The organism is Streptomyces sp. NPDC002309, assembly GCF_053593375.1.
Map to the genome: position 1 here is coordinate 90,468 of NZ_JBSFCI010000023.1, position 22,760 is coordinate 113,227.

22 protein-coding genes and 1 tRNA gene are annotated in these 22,760 nt (G+C 72.0%); 13 read left to right on the forward strand and 10 right to left on the reverse strand.

The genetic code is table 11. The features are described from left to right. Positions 1-10: 10 nt before the first annotated feature. Positions 11-1,249, reverse strand: coding sequence for a low temperature requirement protein A (locus ACWCPM_RS20465; RefSeq protein ID WP_450977626.1), 1,239 nt, complete (start codon positions 1,247-1,249; stop codon positions 11-13). 98 nt (positions 1,250-1,347) lie between these two features. On the opposite strand from ACWCPM_RS20465, the gene ACWCPM_RS20470 reads away from it, so the two are divergent. Further along, the gene (locus ACWCPM_RS20470) at positions 1,348-1,530 is read left to right on the forward strand and encodes a hypothetical protein (protein WP_450977627.1); all 183 of its coding nucleotides are present in this window, start codon (positions 1,348-1,350) and stop codon (positions 1,528-1,530) included. 67 nt (positions 1,531-1,597) lie between these two features. On the opposite strand, the gene mscL is transcribed toward ACWCPM_RS20470, so the two are convergent. The 6 genes from mscL to ACWCPM_RS20500 all read right to left on the reverse strand — a co-directional run bounded on the left by mscL (position 1,598) and on the right by ACWCPM_RS20500 (position 7,589). Beyond that, positions 1,598-2,083 (reverse strand): large conductance mechanosensitive channel protein MscL, encoded by a 486-nt coding sequence (gene mscL / locus ACWCPM_RS20475; protein ID WP_450977628.1) that lies wholly within the window; start codon positions 2,081-2,083, stop codon positions 1,598-1,600. Between the two features lie 141 nt (positions 2,084-2,224). Then, positions 2,225-2,662 (reverse strand): hypothetical protein, encoded by a 438-nt coding sequence (locus tag ACWCPM_RS20480; protein ID WP_450977629.1) that lies wholly within the window; start codon positions 2,660-2,662, stop codon positions 2,225-2,227. Between the two features lie 436 nt (positions 2,663-3,098). Next, positions 3,099-3,932: an S-methyl-5'-thioadenosine phosphorylase gene (locus tag ACWCPM_RS20485; protein ID WP_450977630.1), complete on the reverse strand. Its 834-nt coding sequence runs from the start codon at positions 3,930-3,932 to the stop codon at positions 3,099-3,101. A gap of 106 nt (positions 3,933-4,038) precedes the next feature. Then, positions 4,039-4,356 carry an FmdB family zinc ribbon protein gene (locus tag ACWCPM_RS20490; protein ID WP_450977631.1) on the reverse strand — a complete coding sequence of 106 codons (318 nt, stop codon included), beginning with the start codon at positions 4,354-4,356 and terminating at the stop codon, positions 4,039-4,041. Positions 4,357-4,558: 202 nt separating this feature from the next. Beyond that, positions 4,559-5,839: an MFS transporter gene (locus ACWCPM_RS20495; protein WP_450977632.1), complete on the reverse strand. Its 1,281-nt coding sequence runs from the start codon at positions 5,837-5,839 to the stop codon at positions 4,559-4,561. Between the two features lie 250 nt (positions 5,840-6,089). Continuing rightward, positions 6,090-7,589, reverse strand: a complete 1,500-nt coding sequence (locus ACWCPM_RS20500; protein WP_450977675.1) for a potassium/proton antiporter — start codon at positions 7,587-7,589, stop codon at positions 6,090-6,092. Positions 7,590-7,789: 200 nt separating this feature from the next. On the opposite strand from ACWCPM_RS20500, the gene ACWCPM_RS20505 reads away from it, so the two are divergent. Continuing rightward, positions 7,790-10,591, forward strand: a complete 2,802-nt coding sequence (locus ACWCPM_RS20505) for a penicillin acylase family protein (protein ID WP_450977633.1) — start codon at positions 7,790-7,792, stop codon at positions 10,589-10,591. A gap of 67 nt (positions 10,592-10,658) precedes the next feature. On the opposite strand, the gene ACWCPM_RS20510 is transcribed toward ACWCPM_RS20505, so the two are convergent. Continuing rightward, on the reverse strand, positions 10,659-11,285 hold the full coding sequence (locus ACWCPM_RS20510) for a 5-formyltetrahydrofolate cyclo-ligase (protein WP_450977634.1): 627 nt from the start codon (positions 11,283-11,285) through the stop codon (positions 10,659-10,661). A gap of 94 nt (positions 11,286-11,379) precedes the next feature. Between ACWCPM_RS20510 and galU the strand changes: the two genes are divergently transcribed. The 7 genes from galU (at position 11,380) to ACWCPM_RS20545 (ending at position 17,019) form a co-directional block, all read left to right on the forward strand. Beyond that, positions 11,380-12,282 (forward strand): UTP--glucose-1-phosphate uridylyltransferase GalU, encoded by a 903-nt coding sequence (gene galU / locus ACWCPM_RS20515; RefSeq protein WP_450977635.1) that lies wholly within the window; start codon positions 11,380-11,382, stop codon positions 12,280-12,282. A gap of 4 nt (positions 12,283-12,286) precedes the next feature. Continuing rightward, positions 12,287-13,609 carry a molybdotransferase-like divisome protein Glp gene (gene glp, locus ACWCPM_RS20520; RefSeq protein ID WP_450977636.1) on the forward strand — a complete coding sequence of 441 codons (1,323 nt, stop codon included), beginning with the start codon at positions 12,287-12,289 and terminating at the stop codon, positions 13,607-13,609. 83 nt (positions 13,610-13,692) lie between these two features. After that, positions 13,693-14,205 carry a cyclic pyranopterin monophosphate synthase MoaC gene (gene moaC / locus ACWCPM_RS20525; protein WP_450977637.1) on the forward strand — a complete coding sequence of 171 codons (513 nt, stop codon included), beginning with the start codon at positions 13,693-13,695 and terminating at the stop codon, positions 14,203-14,205. Beyond that, positions 14,202-14,738, forward strand: a complete 537-nt coding sequence (locus tag ACWCPM_RS20530; protein WP_450977638.1) for a MogA/MoaB family molybdenum cofactor biosynthesis protein — start codon at positions 14,202-14,204, stop codon at positions 14,736-14,738. Before moaC ends, ACWCPM_RS20530 begins: the two co-directional genes overlap by 4 nt. Further along, a complete protein-coding gene (locus ACWCPM_RS20535; RefSeq protein WP_450977676.1) occupies positions 14,735-15,406 on the forward strand; it encodes a GNAT family N-acetyltransferase in 672 nt (223 codons plus the stop codon). Before ACWCPM_RS20530 ends, ACWCPM_RS20535 begins: the two co-directional genes overlap by 4 nt. A 185-nt stretch (positions 15,407-15,591) precedes the next feature. After that, the gene (gene sepX / locus ACWCPM_RS20540; protein ID WP_450977639.1) at positions 15,592-16,863 is read left to right on the forward strand and encodes a divisome protein SepX/GlpR; all 1,272 of its coding nucleotides are present in this window, start codon (positions 15,592-15,594) and stop codon (positions 16,861-16,863) included. A gap of 82 nt (positions 16,864-16,945) precedes the next feature. After that, positions 16,946-17,019, forward strand: a tRNA-Ala gene (locus ACWCPM_RS20545). 93 nt (positions 17,020-17,112) lie between these two features. Here the strand turns inward: ACWCPM_RS20545 and ACWCPM_RS20550 are convergent. After that, the gene (locus ACWCPM_RS20550) at positions 17,113-17,589 is read right to left on the reverse strand and encodes a GNAT family N-acetyltransferase (RefSeq protein WP_450977640.1); all 477 of its coding nucleotides are present in this window, start codon (positions 17,587-17,589) and stop codon (positions 17,113-17,115) included. Positions 17,590-17,658: 69 nt separating this feature from the next. Here ACWCPM_RS20550 and ACWCPM_RS20555 point away from each other — a divergent pair, with 69 nt between their 5' ends. Next, positions 17,659-18,462, forward strand: a complete 804-nt coding sequence (locus tag ACWCPM_RS20555) for an exodeoxyribonuclease III (RefSeq protein WP_450977641.1) — start codon at positions 17,659-17,661, stop codon at positions 18,460-18,462. Positions 18,463-18,582: 120 nt separating this feature from the next. On the opposite strand, the gene ACWCPM_RS20560 is transcribed toward ACWCPM_RS20555, so the two are convergent. After that, positions 18,583-19,230, reverse strand: coding sequence for a MerR family transcriptional regulator (locus tag ACWCPM_RS20560; RefSeq protein WP_450977642.1), 648 nt, complete (start codon positions 19,228-19,230; stop codon positions 18,583-18,585). Between the two features lie 142 nt (positions 19,231-19,372). Here ACWCPM_RS20560 and ACWCPM_RS20565 point away from each other — a divergent pair, with 142 nt between their 5' ends. The 3 genes from ACWCPM_RS20565 to ACWCPM_RS20575 are packed head-to-tail and all read left to right on the forward strand — an operon-like array spanning position 19,373 to position 22,703. Further along, on the forward strand, positions 19,373-20,899 hold the full coding sequence (locus tag ACWCPM_RS20565) for a flavin-containing monooxygenase (protein WP_450977643.1): 1,527 nt from the start codon (positions 19,373-19,375) through the stop codon (positions 20,897-20,899). Continuing rightward, positions 20,896-21,822: an alpha/beta fold hydrolase gene (locus tag ACWCPM_RS20570; protein ID WP_450977644.1), complete on the forward strand. Its 927-nt coding sequence runs from the start codon at positions 20,896-20,898 to the stop codon at positions 21,820-21,822. Before ACWCPM_RS20565 ends, ACWCPM_RS20570 begins: the two co-directional genes overlap by 4 nt. Then, positions 21,819-22,703 carry an SDR family oxidoreductase gene (locus ACWCPM_RS20575; protein WP_450977645.1) on the forward strand — a complete coding sequence of 295 codons (885 nt, stop codon included), beginning with the start codon at positions 21,819-21,821 and terminating at the stop codon, positions 22,701-22,703. Before ACWCPM_RS20570 ends, ACWCPM_RS20575 begins: the two co-directional genes overlap by 4 nt. The last annotated feature ends 57 nt before the right edge of the window (positions 22,704-22,760 follow it).

Consider the following 22,760-nt stretch of genomic DNA (forward strand, 5'->3'; position numbering starts at 1 on the left):
GGACGGCCGGTCAGGCGGCCGGTGTGCCCGTCCCCGCCTCGCGCTCCCCGGTGGCCCGGCGGGCCGTCAGGATCTCCCCGACCGCCACGGACAGCCCCGCCACGATCCCGGCCGCGAGGACCGCCCAGTGGCCCAGGAACGTGCAGCAGATCACCAGCAGCGCGGCCGTCGGGAGGACGAGCTGCTGGGCGATGCCCACCTTGAAGTGGCCCGCGTGCAGTACCCAGACGGTGAGCAGGAACAGCGCCGTCGGCAGCGTCACCGCGGCCGACGCGGACAGTGTGGAGATGTGCGCCTTGCCGACCGCCTGCTCGACCGCCACCTCCAGGCCCGCGCCGATCGCGGCAGCCGAGGCGAAGATCAGATAGTGGCCGTAACCCCAGACGAACGACTGGCGGTTGGATCGCAGCCGTCCGTGGACCGGAGCCACGAAGTAGATCCACCAGGCGGAGAACACGATCAGCAGTCCGCCCGCCGCGATCGGCAGCAGTTCGCCGAACCTGTCGTTCTCGTCCGCGCCCGTCTTCACGGCGATCGTGGCCGCGGCGATCGTCTCGCCGAGCACGATGATCGTGAACAGCCCGTACCGTTCGGCGATGTGGCGGGGATGCCATGTGGTCGGCTTGGCCTGCTCCGCGTAGAGCGGCACCGCCAGCTCGGCGACCACCATCACCAGAAACAGCCAGGGCAGAGCGGACTTCGGCAGAAGTGCCAGGGCCAGCCAGCCGATCTGGCAGAGGAGCACGCCACCCGCGTAGCGCAGCGCCGCCGTGCGCTCCGCGCCCTGGGCGGATCTCGCCGCCCGCAGCCACTGGGATGCCATGGCCACCCGCATCACCACGTAGCCGACCAGCACGAGTGAGAAGTCGTGGTTCTCGAAGGCCCGCGGGACCCCGGCGGCGAGCAGCAGGACACCGGCGATCTGCAGCAGGGTGACCGCGCGGTACAGGGCGTCGTCGTTGTCGTAGGCCGAGGCGAACCAGGTGAAGTTCATCCAGGCCCACCAGATGGCGAAGAACACCATGGCGTAGTTCAGGATGCCCTCGCCGGCATGCCCCTCGGCGACGGCGTGCACCAGCTGCAGTCCGGCTTGTGCCACCGCCACCACGAAACACAGGTCGAAGAAGAGTTCCAGCGGGGAGGCGACGCGGTGTATCTCGTCGCGACTGCGGGCGATGAGCCGGCGCAGCGGCCTCTCGGAGGCCGGCGTGCCGGAGGAGGCGGGGGGCGGAGTCGAACTGGACGTCATGATTCCAAGCACAGCAGATGCCGGCCTGAAAATCTCCACGGGGCCTGGCGAACCAGGCGCCCCGGCGCCCCTCGGACACCGCCCCGTACCCTGGAGGCATGAGTACCTCCCCCGCCCCCGAGCCGCGGAAGCCCATGGCAGCGCTGATCTTCGGCGACCCGCTGGACGAGCAGTCCTCGGACGACACGGACCGTGGGTGGGGCGACCGGCCGCGTGGCGGAGGCGACGCTGTCGACGACCTGAGGCGCTTCCTCGACGAGAAGCCGCCCCACCACCTCTGAGCCGGTCGCGGGGCCCTCGGCCCGCGAGCCGCCCGCAGTGCCCCCGGAGCGCGGAGTACCGCCTCCGCTACCGCTCGGTGCGGTCCGAGCCGCGCTGCCCGCCCTGGGCCACCAGCGCGTCGCGGATCTCCTTGAGCACTTCGAGCTCGGACACCTCGATGATCTCGTGTGTGCCCTCCCGCGCCTTCCTGCGCGCCTCCTGCCGTGCCAGGTACTTCGCCATCGGCAGCACCATCAGGAAGTAGACCACCGCCGCGGTGATCACGAAGCTCAGCGTCGCACCCAGGACGGAGCCCCACTGGATCACGATCCCGCTGGTGACCGACCCGTCCGGTCCCACCCTGCACGGGTCCTTGAGGCAGGAGCTGTAGCTGTCGAGATTCTTGGTGCCGATCGCTCCGACCAGCGGGTTGATGACGCCCTTCACCACCGAGTTGACGATGTTGGTGAAGGCGGCACCGATGACCACCGCGACCGCCAGATCGACGACGTTCCCGCGCGTCAGGAAGGCCTTGAAGCCCTGCCAGACGCCCGGTTCCTTCTGCTCGCTCACCTCGGGGCCCCTCCTCATCACATGGACAGCTTGTGGAACAAACAGTTCCGCAACCTACGGCAGGGCCGGGCGGCCCTGTCCAGTCCGTCTGCCCCGAGGAGTGACCCGACAACGGTGCGCGCACCCCGCGCGGGACGCCGTTCAGCACAGGGTCACCGCCAGCCGGGCCGTGGCGCTCGCGCCCGCCAGCCGGGCCGCGGTGGCACGCGGCACGGACAGCACGACCAGTGCCCCGCCGATGGCGTCGCCCTCCAGCGGCTCGGGCACCTCCGTCACCAGCGCCCCGCGCGCGACCGCCTCGGCGGCGCGACCTGGCGCCGTCTCCTCGGTGGCGAGCACGTCGACCCGGTCGCCGGGGCGCAGCAGTCCCACCGCCGCCGCGTCGGCGATCCGCACGGGCGCGGACACCCGCTCCACGGTCCCGCGCTCCGGCGCCCGGTCGGCCACGGGGTGCCCACGGGTCCGTTCGTCCTGCCCGGTGCCGGCCGGGGCCCGCGGTCCGGCGGCCACGAGGGCGGCGGCGGTGAGCGCGAGCCCGAAGGCCAGGGCCCGACGCCGATGCCGTAGGAACCGGTGCATCCGGTAGCGCCCGCCGCGTACACGAACGGGCGGGAAGTGCGGCACCTCGCAGGTCGGGGGCGCGTCCGTGGCCGGCGCGCGAGGCGGGAGCGGGCCGCATGCCGGGTCGGAGGGCTGCTCGGAGGGCTGCTCGGGGGGCCGTAGGGACGGGTGTGACGCGGAGTGCGCGGAGGGGTGCGGTCGCACGAAGGGGCGCGCGGTGGGTCGCACGGTCGGGTGCGCGGACGGGTTCGCCATGGGCCGCACGGACGGGTGCGCGGCGCTCGGTTCGGAGGGTGGAGCGAAGGACACGGGGACCACCACCTGGGACGACGGATCGGTTGCCGCCCACGATGAGGCTTCGCGCCGTCGCCCGCCGAGGCCGGTGCACCACCGGCGAGTTGTGGAAAACTCCCTCACCCGAACGGGAGGTTCCGAGCCCTCGCCGCACCCGCACCTACGGCAGGGTGAACCCCGGATCCATCCCGCCCAGCGCGTTGACGCACAGGCAGTCCCGCTGCTCGGCCGAGGGCAGCGCGGCCACCGCGTCGAAGAGCACCCCGCGCAACCGGTCCACGTTCGCCGCGAACACCCGCAGCACCTCGTCGTGCGAGACGCCCTCACCGGTCTCCGCGCCCGCGTCGAGGTCGGTGACCAGGTTGAGCGAGGTGTAGCAGAGCTCCAGTTCGCGGGCGAGCGCCGCCTCGGGGTGCCCCGTCATGCCGACCACGGACCAGCCCTGCGCCTGGTGCCACAGCGATTCGGCGCGGGTGGAGAACCGGGGCCCCTCGATCACCACGAGCGCACCGCCGTCCACCGGCTCCCAGTCGCGTCCGCGCGCGGCCTTCAGGGCGGCCGACCGTCCGGCGGGGCAGTAGGGGTCGGCCAGCGACACGTGCACCACGTTCGGCACGGTGCCGTCGGGCAGCGGCAGTCCGTCGAAGTAGGACGACGCCCGGGACTTCGTGCGATCGACGACCTGGTCCGGGACGAGCAGCGTGCCCGGCCCGTACTCGGGGCGCAGCCCGCCCACCGCGCAGGGGCCGAGCACCTGGCGCACGCCGACCGACCGCAGCGCCCAGAGATTGGCCCGGTAGTTGATCCGGTGCGGCGGGAGATGGTGGCCGCGGCCGTGGCGGGGCAGGAAGGCGACCCGCCGGCCGGCGATCTCACCGAGGAAGAGGGAGTCGCTGGGGGCCCCGTACGGCGTGTCCACCTGGACCTCGGTCACGTCGTCGAGGAACGAGTAGAAGCCTGAGCCGCCGATTACACCGATCTCTGCGTTCGCCATGACCGGCACAGTAGCGGGCGGGGGCGGGGCGGCAGGAAGGGGTGCCGGAAAGACCGAGGACCCCGCCGGCCCGTGAGCGGCGGGGTCCCGTGAGCGTGTGCGCGCCTCAGGCGGCGGTGGTGCTCGACGAGCTTCCGGTGCTCGACGCCTTCGAGTCCGAGGACGTGGAGGACGACGAGGAGGACGTCGTCGAGGAAGAAGACGTCGAGGACGATCCGGTCGACGCCGGCGAGCTGCTCGACGAGGAGCCGCGGCTGTCGTTCCGGTAGAAACCGGAGCCCTTGAAGACAATGCCGACCGCGGAGAACACCTTCTTCAGGCGTCCCTGGCAGTTCGGGCACACGGTCAGGGCGTCGTCAGTGAACTTCTGCACGGCCTCGAGGCCCTGGCCGCACTCGGTGCACTGGTACTGGTAGGTCGGCACTGTCTTCCTCCTGGCACTCTCACTCGATGAGTGCTAACAGTCGTCAATAGTAACCCGTGCCGCAAGCGAATGAAGTAACGTACATCACCTGCCCAGGGGCAGTGGTCAGGGCTTGACCGTCATGAGGGCACTTGCCCGAGTGAGAAGTCGCGTTGGCGACGGAGTCACAGTGACGTATTCCTCGGGGAAATTCATACTCACGTCACATCTCACCGATCGCGGCAGGTTCGCGATGGCCTGCGCCGCGCGTGACCACTCTGGTTACGCGCGGCGGCGCCAGCCGTGAGCGCAGTGCCACCAGGACCGCCAGCGCGAGCACCGTGCCGCCCGTCGGGACCAGGAATCCGGCGCCGCCCCAGAAGCGGTCCTCCAGTTGTCCGGCGACCGTGACGGCGCCCGCCTGACCGAGTGCCACCGCGCCGGTCAGCCAGGTGAAGGCCTCGGTGCGCGCCCCGGCCGGGACCAGGTTCTCCACGAGGGTGTAGCCGGTGATCAGGGTGGGCGCGATGCAGATGCCGACGAGCAGGCCGAGCGCGGCGAGCAGCAGCACCGACTGTGCCGCCCACAGCCCGGCGGCGGCCAGGGCGAGGGCCCCGTAACCGACGAGCAGGCGGCGCCGAGGGGCCACCTTCCAGGCGATGGCGCCGCACACGATGCCGGACAGCATGTTGCCCGCGGCGAAGGTTCCGTACAGGACGCCGTTGAGGCCGGGCTCGCCGATCGACTCGGTGAACGCGGCCAGCGACACCTGCATGCCGCCGAAGACGGTGCCGATGCCGAGGAACGCGACGGCCAGCACCCGCACCCCGGGGACGCGCAGTGCCGAGGCGTGCTCCACGCGCGCGTGCCCGTCGCCGCCGACCTTCGGCTGCGTGCGTTTCTGCGCGGCGAACAGCAGGCCGCCCACCAAAGTGAGCGCGGCCTCGGTCACCAGGCCGGCCGCCGGGTCGACGGTGGTGCACAGGGCCGTGGCCAGCAGCGGGCCGACCACGAAGGTCAGCTCGTCGGTGACGGACTCGAACGCCGCCGCCGTGGGCATCAGGGGGGAGCCCTGGAGCTTCACGCCCCAGCGTGCTCGCACCATGGGCCCGATCTGCGGGACCGAGGCGCCGGTGGGCACGGCCGCCGCGAACAGCGCCCACAGGGGGGCGTCCGCCAGTGCGAGTGCCGTCAGGGTGAGGCCCGCCAAGGTGTGCACCAGCACGCCGGGGAGCAGTACGGCACGCTGCCCGAAGCGGTCGGCGAGGCGTCCGGCCCAGGGCGCGGACAACGCCATGGAGACGCCGGTGACGGCCGCGGCGGCGCCTGCCACGCCGTACGAGCCGGTGGTGTGCTGCACCAGCAGCACGATGGAGATCGTCAGCATCGCGAACGGCTGGCGGGCCGCGAAGCCGGGAAGCAGGAACGTCCAGACGCCGCGCGTGCGCAGCAGTTGCCCGTAGCCGGGGCGGGAGGACTTCGACGAGGTGACCGTGGATGCCACGGCCCTTGCCTTTCTGCCGCCTGGTAGCGCGACCCTGTCGTGGTGGGCCGGGGCGCCGAGAGCTGTCCTCTTGCGCTGACTGCGGTAGATACCGGTGCCCTCGCGTCGAAGCGCGTCTCCGGCCGCCATACGGTCGCGCCAGCTCTGCGTCAGGCAGAGTTGGTTCGATCTGGGTGACGCCTGCATCGTACAGGGGTGAAGTGCTGGTGCGCCTGTGAAAGCGAGCACCACCGGCGTCCTCGACCTGCGATCACGTCGTCCCGTTCGTGCCCAGCCATCCGGCCAGCTTGCCGCCGCGTCCGACCGCGCGCAGTCGCCGTTCGGCAGCGTCGCGGACCGGGTCGGTGGCGACCACGAGCAGTTCGTCGCCCCGGCGCAGCACGGTCGTCGGCAGCGGCACGAACGACGTGCCCTCGCGCACGACCAGGGTGACCGCGGCCCCGGCGGGCAGTCGCAGCTCGTTGATCTCGACGCCGTGCATCTTCGACCCGCGCGGAATGCTGACCGAGAGCAGGTGCCCGCGCAGCTGCTCCAGGGGCGCGGACTCGATGCCCAGGTCGGCGGCGGCCTCGGAGCCGTCGCGCAGATGCAGGGTGCGGGCCAGCCACGGCAGTGTCGGTCCCTGGAGCAGGGTGTAGACGACGACCAGCACGAAGACGATGTTGAAGATGCGGCGGCTGCCGTCCACGCCGTTCACCATGGGGATGGTGGCGAGGATGATGGGCACGGCGCCGCGCAGCCCGGCCCAGGACATGAGCGCCTGCTCCTGCCAGGGCACCCGGAACGGCACCAGGCAGAGCACGACGCTGAGCGGGCGCGCCACCATGGTGAGCACCAGCCCGATGAGCAGCGCGGGCAGGATGTCGTCGCCCAGTTCGTGCGGGGTGACCAGGAGACCGAGCAGGACGAACATCCCGATCTGGGCGATCCAGCCGAGCCCTTCGGCGAACCCCCGCGTGGCCGGCCAGTGCGGCAGGCGCGCGTTGCCCATCACCATCGCGGCGAGGTAGACGGCGAGGAAGCCGCTGCCGTGCGCCAGCGCGCCGGCGGCGTAGGCGGCGACCGCGATCGCCATCACGGCGATCGGGTACAGGCCGGAGGCGGGCAGGGCCACGTGCCGCAGCCCCCAGGAGCCGAGCCAGCCCACCGCGATGCCGATGGCGGCGCCGATGGCGAGTTCCAGCACTATCTTGCCGACCAGCACGTACCAGTGCTCGAACGGTCCGGCCGTGGAGAACGAGACGACCAGGATCACGACGGGGGCGTCGTTGAAGCCGGACTCGGCCTCCAGTGTGCCCGTCACGCGCGAGGGCAGGGGGATCTTCCGCAGCACCGAGAAGACCGCCGCCGCGTCGGTCGAGGAGACCACCGCCCCGATGATGAGTGCCTGCCGCCATTCCAGCCCGACCAGGTGGTGCGCCGCCGTCGCGGTGATCCCGACGCTCGCCGCGACCCCGGCAAGCGCCAGCGCGGTGGCGGCGGGCAGGGCGGGCTTGATCTCCTTCCACTTCGTGCCCAGACCGCCCTCGGCCAGGATCACGACCAGGGCCGCGTACCCGATGACCTGGGTCAGCTCGGCGTTGTTGAAGTGGATGTCGCCGATCCCGTCCTGGCCCATGAGGACGCCGATGCCCAGGTACACGAGCAGGCTGGGGAGCCCGCTGCGCGAGGAGATCCGGACCGCGGCCACGGCGACGAGCAGGACGAGCGAGCAGACGAGCAGGAGTTCGTTGAGGTCGTGGATGTTCAGCGGCCAGGTCCTTCCCCTGAGGCGGTTACTTCGTTACCTTACCTAACTCTTGACGATTCCTTGACGCTCGCCGGGGCATGATCGAACGTCAGTCCGTGCCGGTTCCCCACTCCGCGTCAAGGGCCGCCGGGCCCTGCGCCTATGGTTGCTCCAGCACTCCAGTACCGCCTGCCGCTCGCGTTAGGACAGCAAGGACAGCGATGCCCCCCAACACCACCGCCTCAACGGGTCGACAGCCCGGCAAGTCCGGCAGGAAGAAGGGGCGAAAAGCCCGACTGTTCGTACTTGTCCTGGTGCTGGCCGTCATCGGCGGCGTGGCCTACGGCGCGTACTGGTCGATCAGCACCGTGCGTGCCTCCTTCCCGCAGACCAAGGGCTCGATCACACTGCAGGGCCTGACCGGCCCCGTCGACGTCAAGCGCGACGGCAACGGCATCCCGCAGATCTACGCCTCCTCCGACGACGACCTGTTCATGGCGCAGGGCTACGTCCAGGCGCAGGACCGGTTCTACGAGATGGACGTCCGCCGGCACATGACCTCCGGGCGCCTGTCGGAGATGTTCGGCGGCAGCCAGGTCGAGAACGACGAGTTCCTGCGCACGCTGGGCTGGCAGCGGACCGCGCAGAAGGAGTACGACACCAAGCTGTCCGACGCCACCAAGAAGTACCTCCAGGCGTACGCCAAGGGAGTCAACGCCTATCTGGCGGGCAAGGACGCCGAGGACATCTCCCTGGAGTACGCGGCGCTGGGCTTCAGCAACGAGTACAAGCCCGGGAAGTGGACCCCGGTCGACTCCGTGGCGTGGCTGAAGGCGATGGCCTGGGACCTGCGCGGCAACATGCAGGACGAGATCGACCGCTCCCTGATGACCAGCCGTCTCGGCCCGCAGCAGGTCGAGGACCTGTACCCGCAGTACCCGTACGACCGCAACCGCGTCGTGGTCCAGCAGGGCCGGTACGACGACGTCACCGAGACGTTCGACGGCGGCGCGGGCGGGAGTTCCACGGAGGGCGCGGACGACGGCTCCACGGGCGACGGCTCCACGGGTGACGCGGAGGGCTCCGCGGACTCCTCGGCGGACCCCTCCTCGTCCACGGGCTCCGAGGGGCTCCAGAGCCAGCTCGCGGGCCTCTACGACGAGCTGGAGGACCTGCCCGAGGCCGTCGGCGTGAACGGCAACGGCATCGGCTCCAACTCGTGGGTCGTCGGTGGCGAGCACACCATCACCGGCAAGCCGCTGCTCGCCAACGACCCGCATCTGTCGGCGTCGCTGCCGTCCGTCTGGTACCAGATGGGCCTGCACTGCCGCGCGGTCTCCGACAAGTGCCAGTACGACGTCTCCGGCTACACCTTCGCGGGCATGCCCGGCGTGATAATCGGTCACAACCAGGATATCTCCTGGGGCATGACCAACTCCGGGGTCGACGTCACCGACCTCTACCTGGAGAAGCTCACCGGCGACGGCTACCTCTACGACGGCAAGGTCAAGCCGTTCACCACGTACGAGGAGACCATCGAGGTCGCCGGCGGCACCCCCAAGAGGATCGTGGTCCGCGAGACCAACAGCGGACCCCTGCTGTCCGACCGCGCCGACGAGCTCGTGAAGGTCGGCCGCAAGGCCACCGTCGACACCGCGGCCCCCGACCGGGGCGACGGCTACGGCATCTCGCTGCGCTGGACCGCGCTGGAGCCGGGCAACACCATGGACGCCGTCTTCGCGATGAACAAGGCGGCCGACTGGGACGACTTCCGCGCCGCCTCGGCCCTGTTCGAGGTGCCCTCGCAGAACCTCGTCTACGCCGACACCGAGAACCACATCGGCTACACGCTGCCGGGGAGGATCCCCACGCGCGCCAAGGGCCACGACGGCTGGATCCCGGCGCCGGGCTGGGACTCCAAGTACCGCTGGACCGGCTACGTCGAGCAGGACGAGCTGCCCCACGAGTACGACCCGGACCGCGGTTACGTCGTCACCGCCAACCAGGCCGTCGTCGGCGAGGACTACCCGTACACGCTGACCACGGACTGGGGCTACGGCACCCGGAGCCAGCGGATCACCGATCTGCTCGAGTCGAAGCTCAAGGGTGGCGGCAAGGTCTCCACCGAGGACATGCGGCAGATGCAGATGGACGGCAGCAGCGAGATCGCCAAGCTGCTCGTCCCGCAGCTGCTGAAGATCGACGTCGGCGACAAGGACGTGCGCGACGCCCAGAAGCTCCTCGAAGGCTGGGACTACACCCAGGACGCCGACTCGGCGGCCGCCGCCTACTTCAACTCGGTCTGGCGCAACGTCCTCAAGCTCGCCTTCGGCAACAAGCTGCCCAAGGAACTGCGCGTCCAGGGCCAGTGCCTGTGGGTCGAGCCGGTCGACACCACCGGCCCCGTGGACGACGACCGGCGGGTGCGCGAGTGCGGCCAGCGCGACGCGGACCAGGCCCAGCCGGACGGCGGCGACCGCTGGTTCGAGGTGGTGCGCACCCTCATGGACGACGAGGACAGCGAGTGGTGGACGACCCCCAAGTCGGGCACCCGCCCCGGCGCCGACGACCGTGACGGCCTGTTCAAGCGCGCCATGATCGACGCCCGCTGGGAGCTGACCGCCAAGCTCGGCAAGGACATCGACAGCTGGAGCTGGGGCCGGCTGCACCGGCTGTTCCTGAAGAACCAGACCCTGGGCACCAGCGGCCCCGGCTTCCTCCAGTACGCCCTCAACCGCGGCCCCTGGGAGCTCGGCGGCGGCGAGGCCACGGTCAACGCGACCGGCTGGAACGCCGCCGGCGGCTACGGCGTCGTCTGGGTGCCGTCGATGCGGATGGTGGTCAACCTCGACGACTTCGACAAGTCGAAGTGGATCAACCTCAGCGGCGCCTCCGGGCACGCCTACAACGCCCACTACACCGACCAGACGAACAAGTGGGCCAAGGGCGAGCTGCTCGACTGGTCGTTCACGAGGCAGGCGGTCGACGCGCACACGGACGACACCCTCGTCCTGAAGCCGTGACCGGCTGACGACGAAGCCCGAAGGGCCCTCCACGCGCGCGTGGAGGGCCCTTCGGACGTCCGGGGCCTCAGCTTCCGGGGCGCGGGAAGCGGCGCACTCCCGACGGCGTCACCACCGCGTGCACGGGCCGGTCGTGCGGTTCGGCGGGGACACGGGGCAGGACCTCCGCGTCGTACAGCAGCACCACCAGCGCCGGACGGCCCCCCGCGCGCTCCAGGCGCGCAAGGACGCGGTCGTAGGAGCCACCGCCGCGGCCCAGCCGCATCCCGCGCGCGTCCACCGCGAGCCCCGGAAGCAGCACCGCGTCCGCGCCCGTCACCGCGTCCGGCCCGAGCCGCTCGCCCGCGGGCTCGAAGAGCGCCATCCTGCCGCCGTGTTGCACGCGCGCGAGAGAGCCCTCCCCGGCGTAGACACCCCAGTCGAGGTCGTTGTCGGGCAGCAGCACCGGGAGCAGGACGCGCACGCCCCGCGCGCGCAGCGCGTCGAGGAGCGCGCGGGTTCCCGGCTCAGCGCCCACGGAGACGTACGCCGCCACCGTGCGCGCGTGCGCCAGCTCCGCCAGTTCGAGGGCGTTCGCCGCCAGTGCGGCCCCGGACCCCTGCACGTCACCTGCAGGCAACCTGTTCCTCGCCGCCAGGAGTTCTCGGCGCAATGTGCGCTTGTCAGGCTCGCTCGTGTGTCCGAGGTGACTCATGCGTCGCTTCCGTTCCGCGATCAAAGTGCTCATATGAGTGCGTACTGACCGGAGCCGCTGATTCCCTGCAAAGTCACCGGATATGGTGGCGAGCATGACTCAGGCGCACCCACGGATCAGCAAGGCTGTCATCCCCGCAGCGGGCCTCGGCACCCGGTTCCTGCCGGCCACCAAGGCCACTCCCAAGGAGATGCTGCCGGTGGTCGACAAACCGGCGATCCAGTACGTGGTCGAGGAGGCCGTCGCGGCCGGTCTCGACGATGTCCTCATGATCACCGGCCGCAACAAGCGCCCGCTCGAGGACCACTTCGACCGCAACTACGAGCTCGAGTCGGCTCTGGGCAAGAAGGGCGACGCCGCGCGGCTGGCCAAGGTCCAGGAGTCGAGCGACCTCGCGACCATGCACTACGTGCGCCAGGGCGACCCCAGGGGCCTCGGTCACGCCGTCCTGTGCGCGGCTCCCCACGTCGGCGACGAGCCCTTCGCGGTGCTCCTCGGCGACGACCTCATCGACCCGCGCGACCCCCTCCTGCAGCGCATGATCGAGGTGCAGGAGCGGCACGGCGGCAGTGTGATCGCGCTCATGGAGGTGGCTCCCGAGCAGATCCACCTCTACGGCTGCGCCGCCGTCGAGGCCACCGTCGACGCCGACGTGGTGAAGGTGAGCGACCTGGTCGAGAAGCCGGACGCCGCCGACGCCCCCTCGAACTACGCCATCATCGGCCGCTACGTCCTCGACCCCCGTATCTTCGGCGTCCTGCGCGAGACCGAGCCCGGCCGCGGCGGTGAGATCCAGATCACCGACGCCCTCCAGCAGCTCGCCGCCGACGAGAAGGTGGGCGGCCCGGTGCACGGCGTCGTCTTCAAGGGCCGCCGCTATGACACCGGGGACCGCGGCGACTACCTGCGTGCCATTGTCCGACTCGCGTGCGAACGTGAGGACCTGGGCCCGGACTTCCGGACCTGGCTTCGCCGTTACGTCACCGAGGAGATGTAGCCACGTGAGCACCGCCGCGCCCCGCGCCACCGGCCAGGACCACCTGTGGTCGGTGGACGAGCACCTGGAGGACATCCTCGAGACCGTCCGCCCCCTCGAACCCATCGAGCTGCAACTCCTCGACGCCCAGGGCTGCGTCCTGGTCGAGGACGTCACGGTGCCGGTCTCCCTGCCGCCGTTCGACAACAGCTCCATGGACGGGTACGCGGTACGGGTCGCCGATGTCGCGGGCGCGAGCGCGGAGTTCCCGGCGGTCCTGGAGGTCGTCGGGGACGTCGCCGCGGGCCAGGCGGAGCTCGTGACCGTGGGGCCGGGCCAGGCCGCCCGCATCATGACGGGCGCCCCGCTGCCCCCCGGCGCGGAGACGGTGGTGCCCGTGGAGTGGACCGACGGCGGCCTCGGCGAGGGCCCCGTCACCGGCATGCGGTCCCGCGGCCTCGGCCCCGAGGACGCCTCCGGGCAGGTGCGCGTGCACCGGCCGGCCGAGGCACGCGCGCACGTGCGCGACAAGGGGAGCGACGTGAAGGCCGGCGACCGCGCCCTGGACGCGGGCACCGTCCTCGGCCCGCCGCAGATCGCGCTGCTCGCCGCGATCGGCCGCGGCACCGTACGGGTGCGCCCGCGCCCGCGCGTGGTGGTGCTCTCCACCGGCAGTGAACTCGTCCAGCCCGGCGAGGAACTGGGCAGCGGCCAGATCCATGACTCCAACAGCTTCGCCCTCACCGCTGCCGCCCGCGACGCCGGAGCCATCGCCTACCGGGTGGGCGCCGTCGCCGACGACGTCGAGACCCTGCGCACCACCATCGAGGACCAGCTCGTCCGCGCCGACCTGATGGTCACCACGGGCGGAGTGAGCGTCGGGGCGTACGACGTCGTCAAGGAGGCACTGTCGCACGTCGGCGACGAGGACGAGCCGGGCAGCGGCATCGAGTTCCGCAAGCTCGCGATGCAGCCCGGCAAGCCGCAGGGCTTCGGCTCCATCGGCCCCGACCACATCCCGCTGCTGGCCCTCCCCGGCAACCCGGTCTCGTCGTACGTCTCCTTCGAGCTGTTCGTCCGGCCCGCGATCCGGACCCTCATGGGGCTGCCCGACGTGCAGCGCCCGCGGACCCGGGCGACCCTGACGGCCGACAAGGCCCTCAGCTCGCCGAAGGGTCGCCGGCAGTTCCTGCGCGCCGGCTACGCCGACGGCCGGGTGACCCCGGTCGGCGGGGCCGGCTCCCACTTGGTCGCCGCCCTCGCCCACGCCGATGCGCTGATCGTCGTACCGGAGGACACGGAGTCCGTCGAACCGGGCGCAGAGGTCGAGGTGGTCCTGCTCGGCTGACCGCCCCGGGTTGGCGGTACCGTGTCGCGCACAACAGGTCCGTGCGCCGCACTGCTACGGGCCCGGACCGGGAGCGCCACACCATGACCGTGCCTTCCCGGGGGGCGACCCCCGGACCGCCTGCGCAGGACCACCTGACGCACCTCGACGACGCGGGCGCCGCCCGCATGGTCGACGTCTCGGACAAGGACGTCACCGCGCGCACCGCGCGCGCGAGCGGACGGGTCCTCGTCTCGCCCCGGGTGATCGAGCTGCTGCGCGGAGAAGGGGTCCCCAAGGGCGACGCGCTCGCCACCGCGCGGATCGCGGGGATCATGGGCGCCAAGCGGACGCCGGACCTGATCCCGCTGTGCCACCCCTTGTCGCTGTCGGGTGTGACACTGGACCTGTCGGTCGCGGACGACGCCGTGGAGATCCACGCCACGGTGCGCACGACGGACCGCACGGGTGTCGAGATGGAGGCGCTCACCGCGGTCTCCGTCGCCGCGCTCACCGTGGTCGACATGGTCAAGGCGGTCGACAAGGGAGCGGTCATCACAGACGTACGGGTGGAGGAGAAGACGGGCGGCAAGTCGGGCGACTGGAGCAGGTCGTGACCGCCGGCGCGGGGCTCGGCGACGCGCTCGTCACGCCGTACGCCGCCCTGGTGATCACCGCCTCCAACCGGGCCGCAGCCGGGGTCTACGAGGACAAGGGCGGCCCGCTGGTCGCGGACGGCCTCAAGGGCCTCGGGTTCGCCGTCGACGGCCCGCAGGTGGTCCCGGACGGGCAGCCGGTCGAGGCAGCGCTGCGGGCGGGCGTGGACGCCGGGTACGACGTGATCGTCACCACCGGCGGCACCGGCATCTCGCCCACCGACCGCACCCCGGAGGCCACACGCGCCGTGCTCGACCACGAGGTGCCGGGCATCGCCGAGGCGATCCGGGCGTACGGCCGGGACAAGGTGCCCACCGCCGCGCTCTCCCGGGGCCTGGCCGGCGTGGCGCGCGGGACGCTGATCGTCAACCTGCCCGGTTCGTCGGGCGGGGTGCGCGACGGGCTGGCCGTGCTGGAACCCCTGCTGGTCCACGCCGTCGACCAGCTCCGCGGCGGTGACCACCCCGGACCCTCCGGTGGGGGTGCGAGCTGAACAGCCCTTCCTGGCCCGTCGAACTGGTGGAGGGCGATGTCGTCCTCCGGCCGATAAGGCTGCGCGACCAGCGGGCCTGGCGCGAGGTCAACCGGCGCAACCGCGACTGGCTGCGCCCCTGGGAGGCGACCATCCCGCCGCCCACGCCAAGCGGGCCGATCACGCACCGGCCGACGTACCGCCAGATGGTCCGCCATCTGCGGTCCGAGGCGAACGCCGGCCGCATGCTGCCGTTCGTCATCGAGTACCAGGGGCGGCTCGTCGGGCAGTTGACGGTCGCCGGCATCACCTGGGGCTCCATGTGCTCGGGGCACGTCGGCTACTGGGTGGACCAGTCGGTGGCCGGCCGCGGCGTGATGCCCACGGCCGTCGCTCTCGCCGTGGACCACTGTTTCCGGACCGTCGGCCTCCACCGCATCGAGGTCTGCATTCGCCCGGAGAACGCGCCCAGCCGCCGGGTGGTGGAGAAACTCGGATTCCGCGAGGAGGGCCTCAGACCCCGTTATCTCCACATCGACGGCGCCTGGCGGGACCATCTCGTCTTCGCGCTCACGGCCGAGGAAGTCCCCGAGGGGCTGCTGTCCCGCTGGCGCCGCACCCGGAACACCCCGGGGAACGCGCGGGACCTGCCGCGGAACTCGCACAACGCCCCGGGGAATCCCACCTGACCCCGAAATTGAATACGTGTTCGAAAATGATCGGTTGGTGACCGGTCCGAGAGCATTGAATTCGCGGGCACGCCAGCCCGCTGATCGCATCGGTCACAAAAAAAGCTCGAAATATCAGCCAGATCGTGCGACACACCGGCTCAATTGGCAGATGGCCTCACGCAAACCCCTCTACCGTGTGAGGCGTGAGCAGCAGCGGCCTCATCTACGCAGTCATCGTCGGGGCCTGGGCCGCCTACTTGGTGCCGATGTGGCTCCGTAGGCAGGACGAGCTGAACGAGGCCCGTCCGACGGAACGCTTCAGCACAGCCATCCGGCTGCTGTCCGGACGGGCGGGCATGGAGCGCCGGTACGCCAAGGACCTGCGGGCGCGCTCCACCGACGAGGGGGAGCCCGGCTTCGACGACCCGGACGCGGTCACCGACTCGGTGGACGTCCGGGCCTTCGCCGTGCCCCCGACCCGCTCGGAGACGGGCGTCGTCGCGCAGGCGTCGCCCGGAGCGGCACCGGCGTCCGGGGCCCGGACCGTCGGTACCGCCCCGGCCCGGGCGGACGTCCCCGCCTCCCCGCCCCCGCGCAAGCCGGTCCCCGCGGCCCGCCGCGCACCCGGTGCGGAGGCGGCCGCGGCACGCGCCCGCCGTACCAAGGTGCTGGCGCGCCGCAGGCGCACCACCATCATGCTCTTCCTGGCCTTCACGCTCGGCGCGGTCGTCGCCGCCGTCGGGGGTCTCGCCTTCCTGTGGGCGCCGGGTGTGCCCGCCGTGCTGCTCAGCGGGTACATCGTGTATCTGCGGGCGCAGGAGCGGCGTCGGTTCGCCTACCAGATGGACCGGCGTCAGGCGGAGGCCGCGGCGCAGCGGCTCCGTGAGCGGACGCGGCAGCCGCGTCGGCACGCGGAGGCCGGGACCGAGGCCGACGAGCCCGGGGAGGGGCACGAACCGGAGAGCGACGCCGGGCTGTCGGCGCTGGCCGCGGACCGGCGGGCGCTGGTGGAGCAGACCGACCACGCCGAGTGGGTCGACCAGCAGCGGGAGCGGCAGCGGCGGCCCGGGCACGGGGAGAGCTGGGACCCGGTGCCGGTTCCGTTGCCGACGTACGTGACGGCGCCGGTCGCGCCGCGCGCGACCCCCGAGGTGGATCTCGGGGCCCTGGACGCCTGGAGCTCGGCGCGGTCGAGCCCGGTGGCGCAGGGGCAGGAGGGCGCCGCGGCCTCGCGCGAGCACGGCGCCGGGACGCCGGCCTCCGCCACCGCGCCCTCCGCCACCCCGGACGGGGCGGCCGCGGGCGGGCCGGGGCAGTCGCGGGCGGCGGACGGCGCGGCGGACAAGGCGGACGGCGAGGAGCGCGGGGACGCGCGGCGCCGGGCGGCCTCGGCACGGCGGGCCCGGGAGCGTGGCCACACTCCGCTCTTCGACCAGTACGAGGAGGGCGGGCGGCCACGGGCCGCCAACGAGTAGCCCGCGCGGCTCCGGCCCCGGGTCCAGCGGGAACGGATTTCCAAGCACCCCGATCGGGGTGCTAAAGTTTCACTCGTTGCAAGGGCCTGTGGCGCAGTCTGGTAGCGCACCTCGTTCGCATCGAGGGGGTCTGGGGTTCAAATCCCCACAGGTCCACGCAGCATAGAGCCCCGCCGGGATTCCGGCGGGGCTCTAGCGCGTTCTCCGTCGCCCTTGAGGGCCCGGTGACGGACCCTCAAGTGGCCTGCGTCACAGGGCCTTCGCGAAGCAGCGGCTCGACTCGTGGAAGCGGTAGTAGCCGAACTTGGCGCAGGGCTCGTAGCCGCTGGAGGTGTACAGGGCGATGGCCTCCGGCTGTTCGGTGCCGGTCTCCAGGACCATCCGGACCCGGCCGGCGGCGCGGGCGTCCTCCTCCAGGGCGGTGAGCATCCGCCGGGCGAGGCCGCGGCCGCGCAGGTCCCTGATCACGTACATCCGCTTCAGCTCGGCGTCGCCGTCCTCGTTGCCCTCGGTGTTCTCGTCCTGCCTGCGCCAGCCGCCGGTGGCGACGGGGCGGTCGGACTCGTCGTAGGCGATCAGGTACGCGCCGTTCGGCGGCCGGAAGTCCGACGCGTCGAGAACCGTGGCGTCGCCGCCGTCGCCGTAGCGCTCGTGGTACTCGGCCTGGACCTCGTCGTTGAGCTTCACGGCGTCGGGGTGGTCGAAGGAGACGCGACGTATATCCATGCTAAAAATCGTACACCTATGCAAAGAGCGGGATCTGAGCTCCTTCCAGTGTGCCGGTAAGGTGCCCCGGTGCTCACTGTGACCTCTGTGAATGTGAACGGGCTGCGGGCCGCCGCGAAGAAGGGCTTCGTGGAGTGGCTCGCCGGGACGCGCGCCGATGTGCTCTGCCTGCAGGAGGTGCGCGCCGAGCCGCAGCAGCTCCCCGAGCACGTGCGGGCTCCCGAGGGCTGGCACGTGGTGCACGCGCCCGCGGCGGCCAAGGGGCGCGCGGGCGTCTCCCTCTACACCCGGCGGGAGCCGGACGCCGTGCGGGTCGGATTCGACTCCGCGGAGTTCGACGGCAGCGGGCGGTACGTCGAGGCCGACCTGCCCGGTGTGACGGTCGCCTCCCTCTACCTCCCGTCCGGCGAGGTCGGCACCGAGCGGCAGGACGAGAAGGCCCGCTTCATGGGCGAGTTCCTCGCCCACCTCAGGGACCTGCGGGAGCGGGCCGCCGCCGAGGGGCGTGAAGTCGTGGTCTGCGGCGACTGGAACATCGCCCACCAGCGGGCCGACCTGAAGAACTGGCGCGGCAACACGGGGAACTCCGGCTTCCTGCCGGAGGAACGCGACTGGCTCACCGCGGTGTTCGACCCGCGGGACGGCGGCTACGTCGACGTCGTGCGCGCGCTGCACCCGGACGTCGAGGGGCCGTACACCTGGTGGTCGTACCGGGGGCGGGCGTTCGACAACGACTCGGGATGGCGCATCGACCTGGCCGTCGCGACCCCCGGGCTCGCGGGGCGTGCCGTCAAGGCGTTCGTGGAGCGGGCGGCCACCCACGGTGAGCGCTGGTCGGACCACGCCCCGGTGACGGTGGTCTTCGACCGCTGACCGCTGACCGCTGACCGCTGACCGCTGACCGCTGACCGCTGACCGCTGACCGCTGACCGTGACCGCTGACCACTGACCACTGACCACTGACCGCTGACCTCTGACCGCCGGCCCGCGGGCCTACGTCGTGCGCATGCGGCGGTCCAGGGCCAGGGACAGTTCCGCCTCCACCACGCTGCGGGCCAGGGGGCGCAGGCGCGGCAGCTCCTCCTGGGGGGCGTGGCGCAGGACCAGGGTGGCGAAGAGCTCGGCCAGGGCGTCGGCGTGGGCGCGGACCTCCTTGCCGGCCCGGAGCACCTCCGCGAGCGGGATGCCCTCGCGGACCAGGGCCGAGGAGACGTCGAGCAGCCGGCGGCTGATGTGGACTATCTCGTCGCCGTCGGTGCCGAGATAGCCGAGGTCCATCGCGGCGGCCAGGTTCTCGGGGGTGACCTCTCCCTCGAAGCGGGCGGCGAGTTCCTCGGGGGTGAGGCGGACCGGCTCCTCCTCGGTGGGGGCGCCGGCGCCGACGCCGAGCAGGTCGGCGACGTCGCGGCCGTGGTCGAACGCCTCGGCCAGCTCCGCGATGCCGTTCAGGGTGTGGCCGCGTTCGAGCAGCGCGGCGATCGTGCGCAGCCGGGCCAGGTGGTGCTCGTCGTACCAGGCGATGCGGCCCTCGCGCCTGGGTGGCGGGAGCAGCTTGCGTTCGCGGTAGAAGCGCAGGGTGCGCACCGTGATGCCGGCCAGCCGGGCCAGCTCCTCCATGCGGTACTCAGGCTTCTCGGTCACGTCCGCACCCTACGGTGTACCGCCGGTAACTTTCCTTGTGTCGACCCCTACCCAGCAGTACGCCGCTCCTCTACCCTCCCGATTGTGCCAGTGTTCACTGGCGGGGTCGTGGAGTCGCGTAACGGCATGAAAGGGCGTCGGTATGGCCGAGCACGAACATGTACGGGTGGCGGTGGTCGGGTCGGGGTTCGGCGGGCTCGGGGCCGCCGTGCGGCTGCGCCGCGAGGGGATCACCGACTTCGTCGTCCTGGAACGCGCCGGCAGCGTCGGCGGCACCTGGCGGGACAACAGCTACCCGGGGTGCGCCTGCGACGTGCCGTCCCATCTCTACTCGTTCTCCTTCGCGCCCAACCCCGAGTGGCCGCGCACCTTCTCCGGGCAGGAGCACATCCGCGCCTATCTGGAGCGCGTCACGGACGTGTTCGGGCTGCGCCCGCACCTCCGCTTCGACTCGGAGGTGAAGCGGATGGCCTGGGACGGCGACGAGTTGCGGTGGGTGATCGAGACCGCCTCCGGCACCCTCACCGCCGACCTCGTCGTCTCCGCCACCGGGCCGCTGTCCGACCCGAAGGTCCCCGACATCCCCGGCCTCGACACCTTCCCCGGCACGGTGTTCCACACCGCCCGCTGGGACCACGACGCCGACCTGCGCGGCAAGCGGGTCGCCATGGTCGGCACGGGAGCGTCCGCCATCCAGATCGTGCCCGCCATCCAGCCCGAGGTCGGCCGGCTCACCCTCTTCCAGCGCACCCCGCCCTGGGTGATGCCCCGCATGGACCGCGCGATCAGCTCAGCCGAACGCGGGCTGCACCGCGCCCTGCCGGTGACGGCCCGGCTCCGCCGCGGACTGCTGTGGGGCATCCGGGAGTTGCAGGTCCAGGCCTTCACCAAGCGGCCGGGGGAGCTGGGCCTCGTGGAGCGGCTGGCACGGCAGAACATGGCCCGCGCCATCAAGGACCCGGCTCTGCGCGCCAGGCTCACCCCCGACTACCGCATCGGCTGCAAGCGGATCCTGCTGTCCAGCGAGTACTACCCGGCCCTCGCCCGGCCGAATGTGGACGTCGTCGCGAGCGGGCTGAGCGAGATCCGCGGCTCGACGGTCGTCGCGGCCGACGGCACCGAGGCCGAGGTCGACGCGATCATCTTCGGTACCGGCTTCCACGTCACGGACATGCCGATCGCCGACCGGGTCGTCGGCGCGGACGGGCGCACGCTCGCCGAGGCATGGAAGGGCGGCATGGAGGCCCTGCGCGGCGCCTCGGCCGCCGGGTTCCCGAACTGGATGACGATCATCGGGCCCAACACCGGCCTGGGCAACTCGTCCATGATCCTGATGATCGAGTCCCAGCTGAACTACCTCGCCGACTACGTACGGCAGTTGCAGGTGCTCGGCGGGCGCGTGGCCCTCGACGCCCGCCCCGAGGCCGTCGGCGCCTGGAACCGAGCAGTGCAGGAGCGGATGAAGCGCACGGTGTGGAACACCGGCGGCTGCAGCAGTTGGTACCTGGACGCGGCCGGCCGCAACACGACCATCTGGCCTGGGACGACCGGCGAGTTCCGGCGCGCGACCCGGCGCGTGGACCTGGGGGAGTACGAGGTGCTGCGCCCGCCTGCCGGGGGCTCCGAGGGCAAGGTCACCGACGAGCCCGCGCGGGAGGCCCTCGCATGAGCCGCCTCCCGCACGTCGCCTCCGGCCCCTACGCGCCGCCCGTCCCCGCCCGCGAACTGACCGTGACCTCCGCCGACGGCGCGTTGCTGCACGTCGAGGTGCACGGGCCCGACCGCGCGCCGGCCGTCGTCCTCGTCCACGGCTGGACCTGCTCCACCGCGTTCTGGGCCGCGCAGATCCGCGCCCTCGCCGCCGACCACCGGGTCATCGCCTACGACCAGCGCGGTCACGGCCGCAGCCCGGCGAGCCGTCTGTGCAGCACGGAGGCGCTCGCCGACGACCTGGAAGCCGTACTCGCCGCGACGCTCGCCCCCGGGGAGCGGGCGGTGATCGCCGGGCACTCCATGGGCGGGATGACGGTGCTGGCGGCGGCCGGGCGGGCGGGCTTCAGAGCGCACGCGGCCGCCGTCCTGCTGTGCAGCACGGGCAGTTCGCGGCTGGTCGCCGAATCGACCGTCCTGCCGATGCGCGCGGGACGGCTGCGGACCTGGCTGACCGGGCACGTCCTCGGCTCCCGCGCACCGCTCGGTCCGGTCACGCCCCCGGCGCGCAGGCTCCTCAAGTACGCCACCATGGGCGCGGGTTCGGCCCCGCACATGGTGGAGGCGTGCGCCCGGATCGTGCACGCCTGCCCGCGCGGCGTACGCCACTCCTGGTCGCGGGTGCTCGCCGAGCTCGCTCTCGACCACGGTGCCGGGCAGTTGCGGGTGCCCACCGAGGTCGTCGTCGGGACGGAGGACCGGCTCACGCCGCCGGTGCACTCCCGCGCGCTGGTCGCCGCGCTGCCGCGGTGCGTCGGACTCACCGAGCTGCCCGGGCTCGGCCACATGACACCGGTGGAGGCTCCCGAGCTGGTCACCGGCAGGATTCGCGAACTCGTCACCACGTACGCGCCGGAGGAACCGGTCAGGGAGGGCGCATGAGCAGGGTCGGTCTGGAGGGACAGGTCGCGGTCGTCACCGGGGCCGCGCGGGGTGTGGGGGAGCTGCTCGCCCGCAAGCTGTCGGCGCGTGGCGCCAAGGTGGCGCTGGTCGGCCTGGAGCCGGACGCGCTGAAGCAGGTCTCCGAGCGGCTGCACGGCGAGAGCGGGCACTGGTACGCCGACGTCACCGACCACGAGGCCATGGCGAAGGTCGCCGAGGAGGTCAAGGAGCGGTTCGGCAAGGTCGACATCGTCGTCGCCAACGCGGGCGTCGCGAGCGGCGGGCCCTTCGCCGACTCCGATCCGGGGGCCTGGCGGCGGGTCATCGAGGTCAATCTGATCGGGTCCGCGGTCACCGCCCGCGCCTTCCTGCCGGTGCTCACCGAGAGCCGCGGCTATCTGCTCCAGGTCGCGTCGCTCGCCGCGATCACGCCGGCGCCGATGATGACCGCGTACTGCGCGTCCAAGTCGGGCGTGGAGGCGTACGCGCACTGTCTGCGCGCCGAGGTCGGCCACCAGGGCGTGAAGGTGGGCGTCGCGTATCTGTCCTGGACCGACACCGACATGGTGCGCGGGGCCGATCAGGACGACGTCATGCGGGAGTTGAGGCAGCGGCTTCCGTGGCCGTCGAACAAGACCTATCCGCTGGGGCCGGCCGTGGACCGGATCGTGGCAGGCATCGAGCGGCGCTCCGGCCACGTGTACGGACAGTGGTGGCTGCGCGGGATGCAGGGCGTGCGGGGGTACTTGCCGGTGCTCGTCGGGGCCGTGGGGCAGCGCGAGATGAGGCGGTTCGCGCCGCGGCTGCGAGGGATGCGCACGGGGCTTGTCGGCGCGGGTGGCGCGGCCGACGAACAGGCGCGTGCTACGCAGCGTAGTTGATCGAAATGCGTGGCGTGTCCGGGCGTGCAAATCTGGTCGAGCCTCATCCCTTACCCA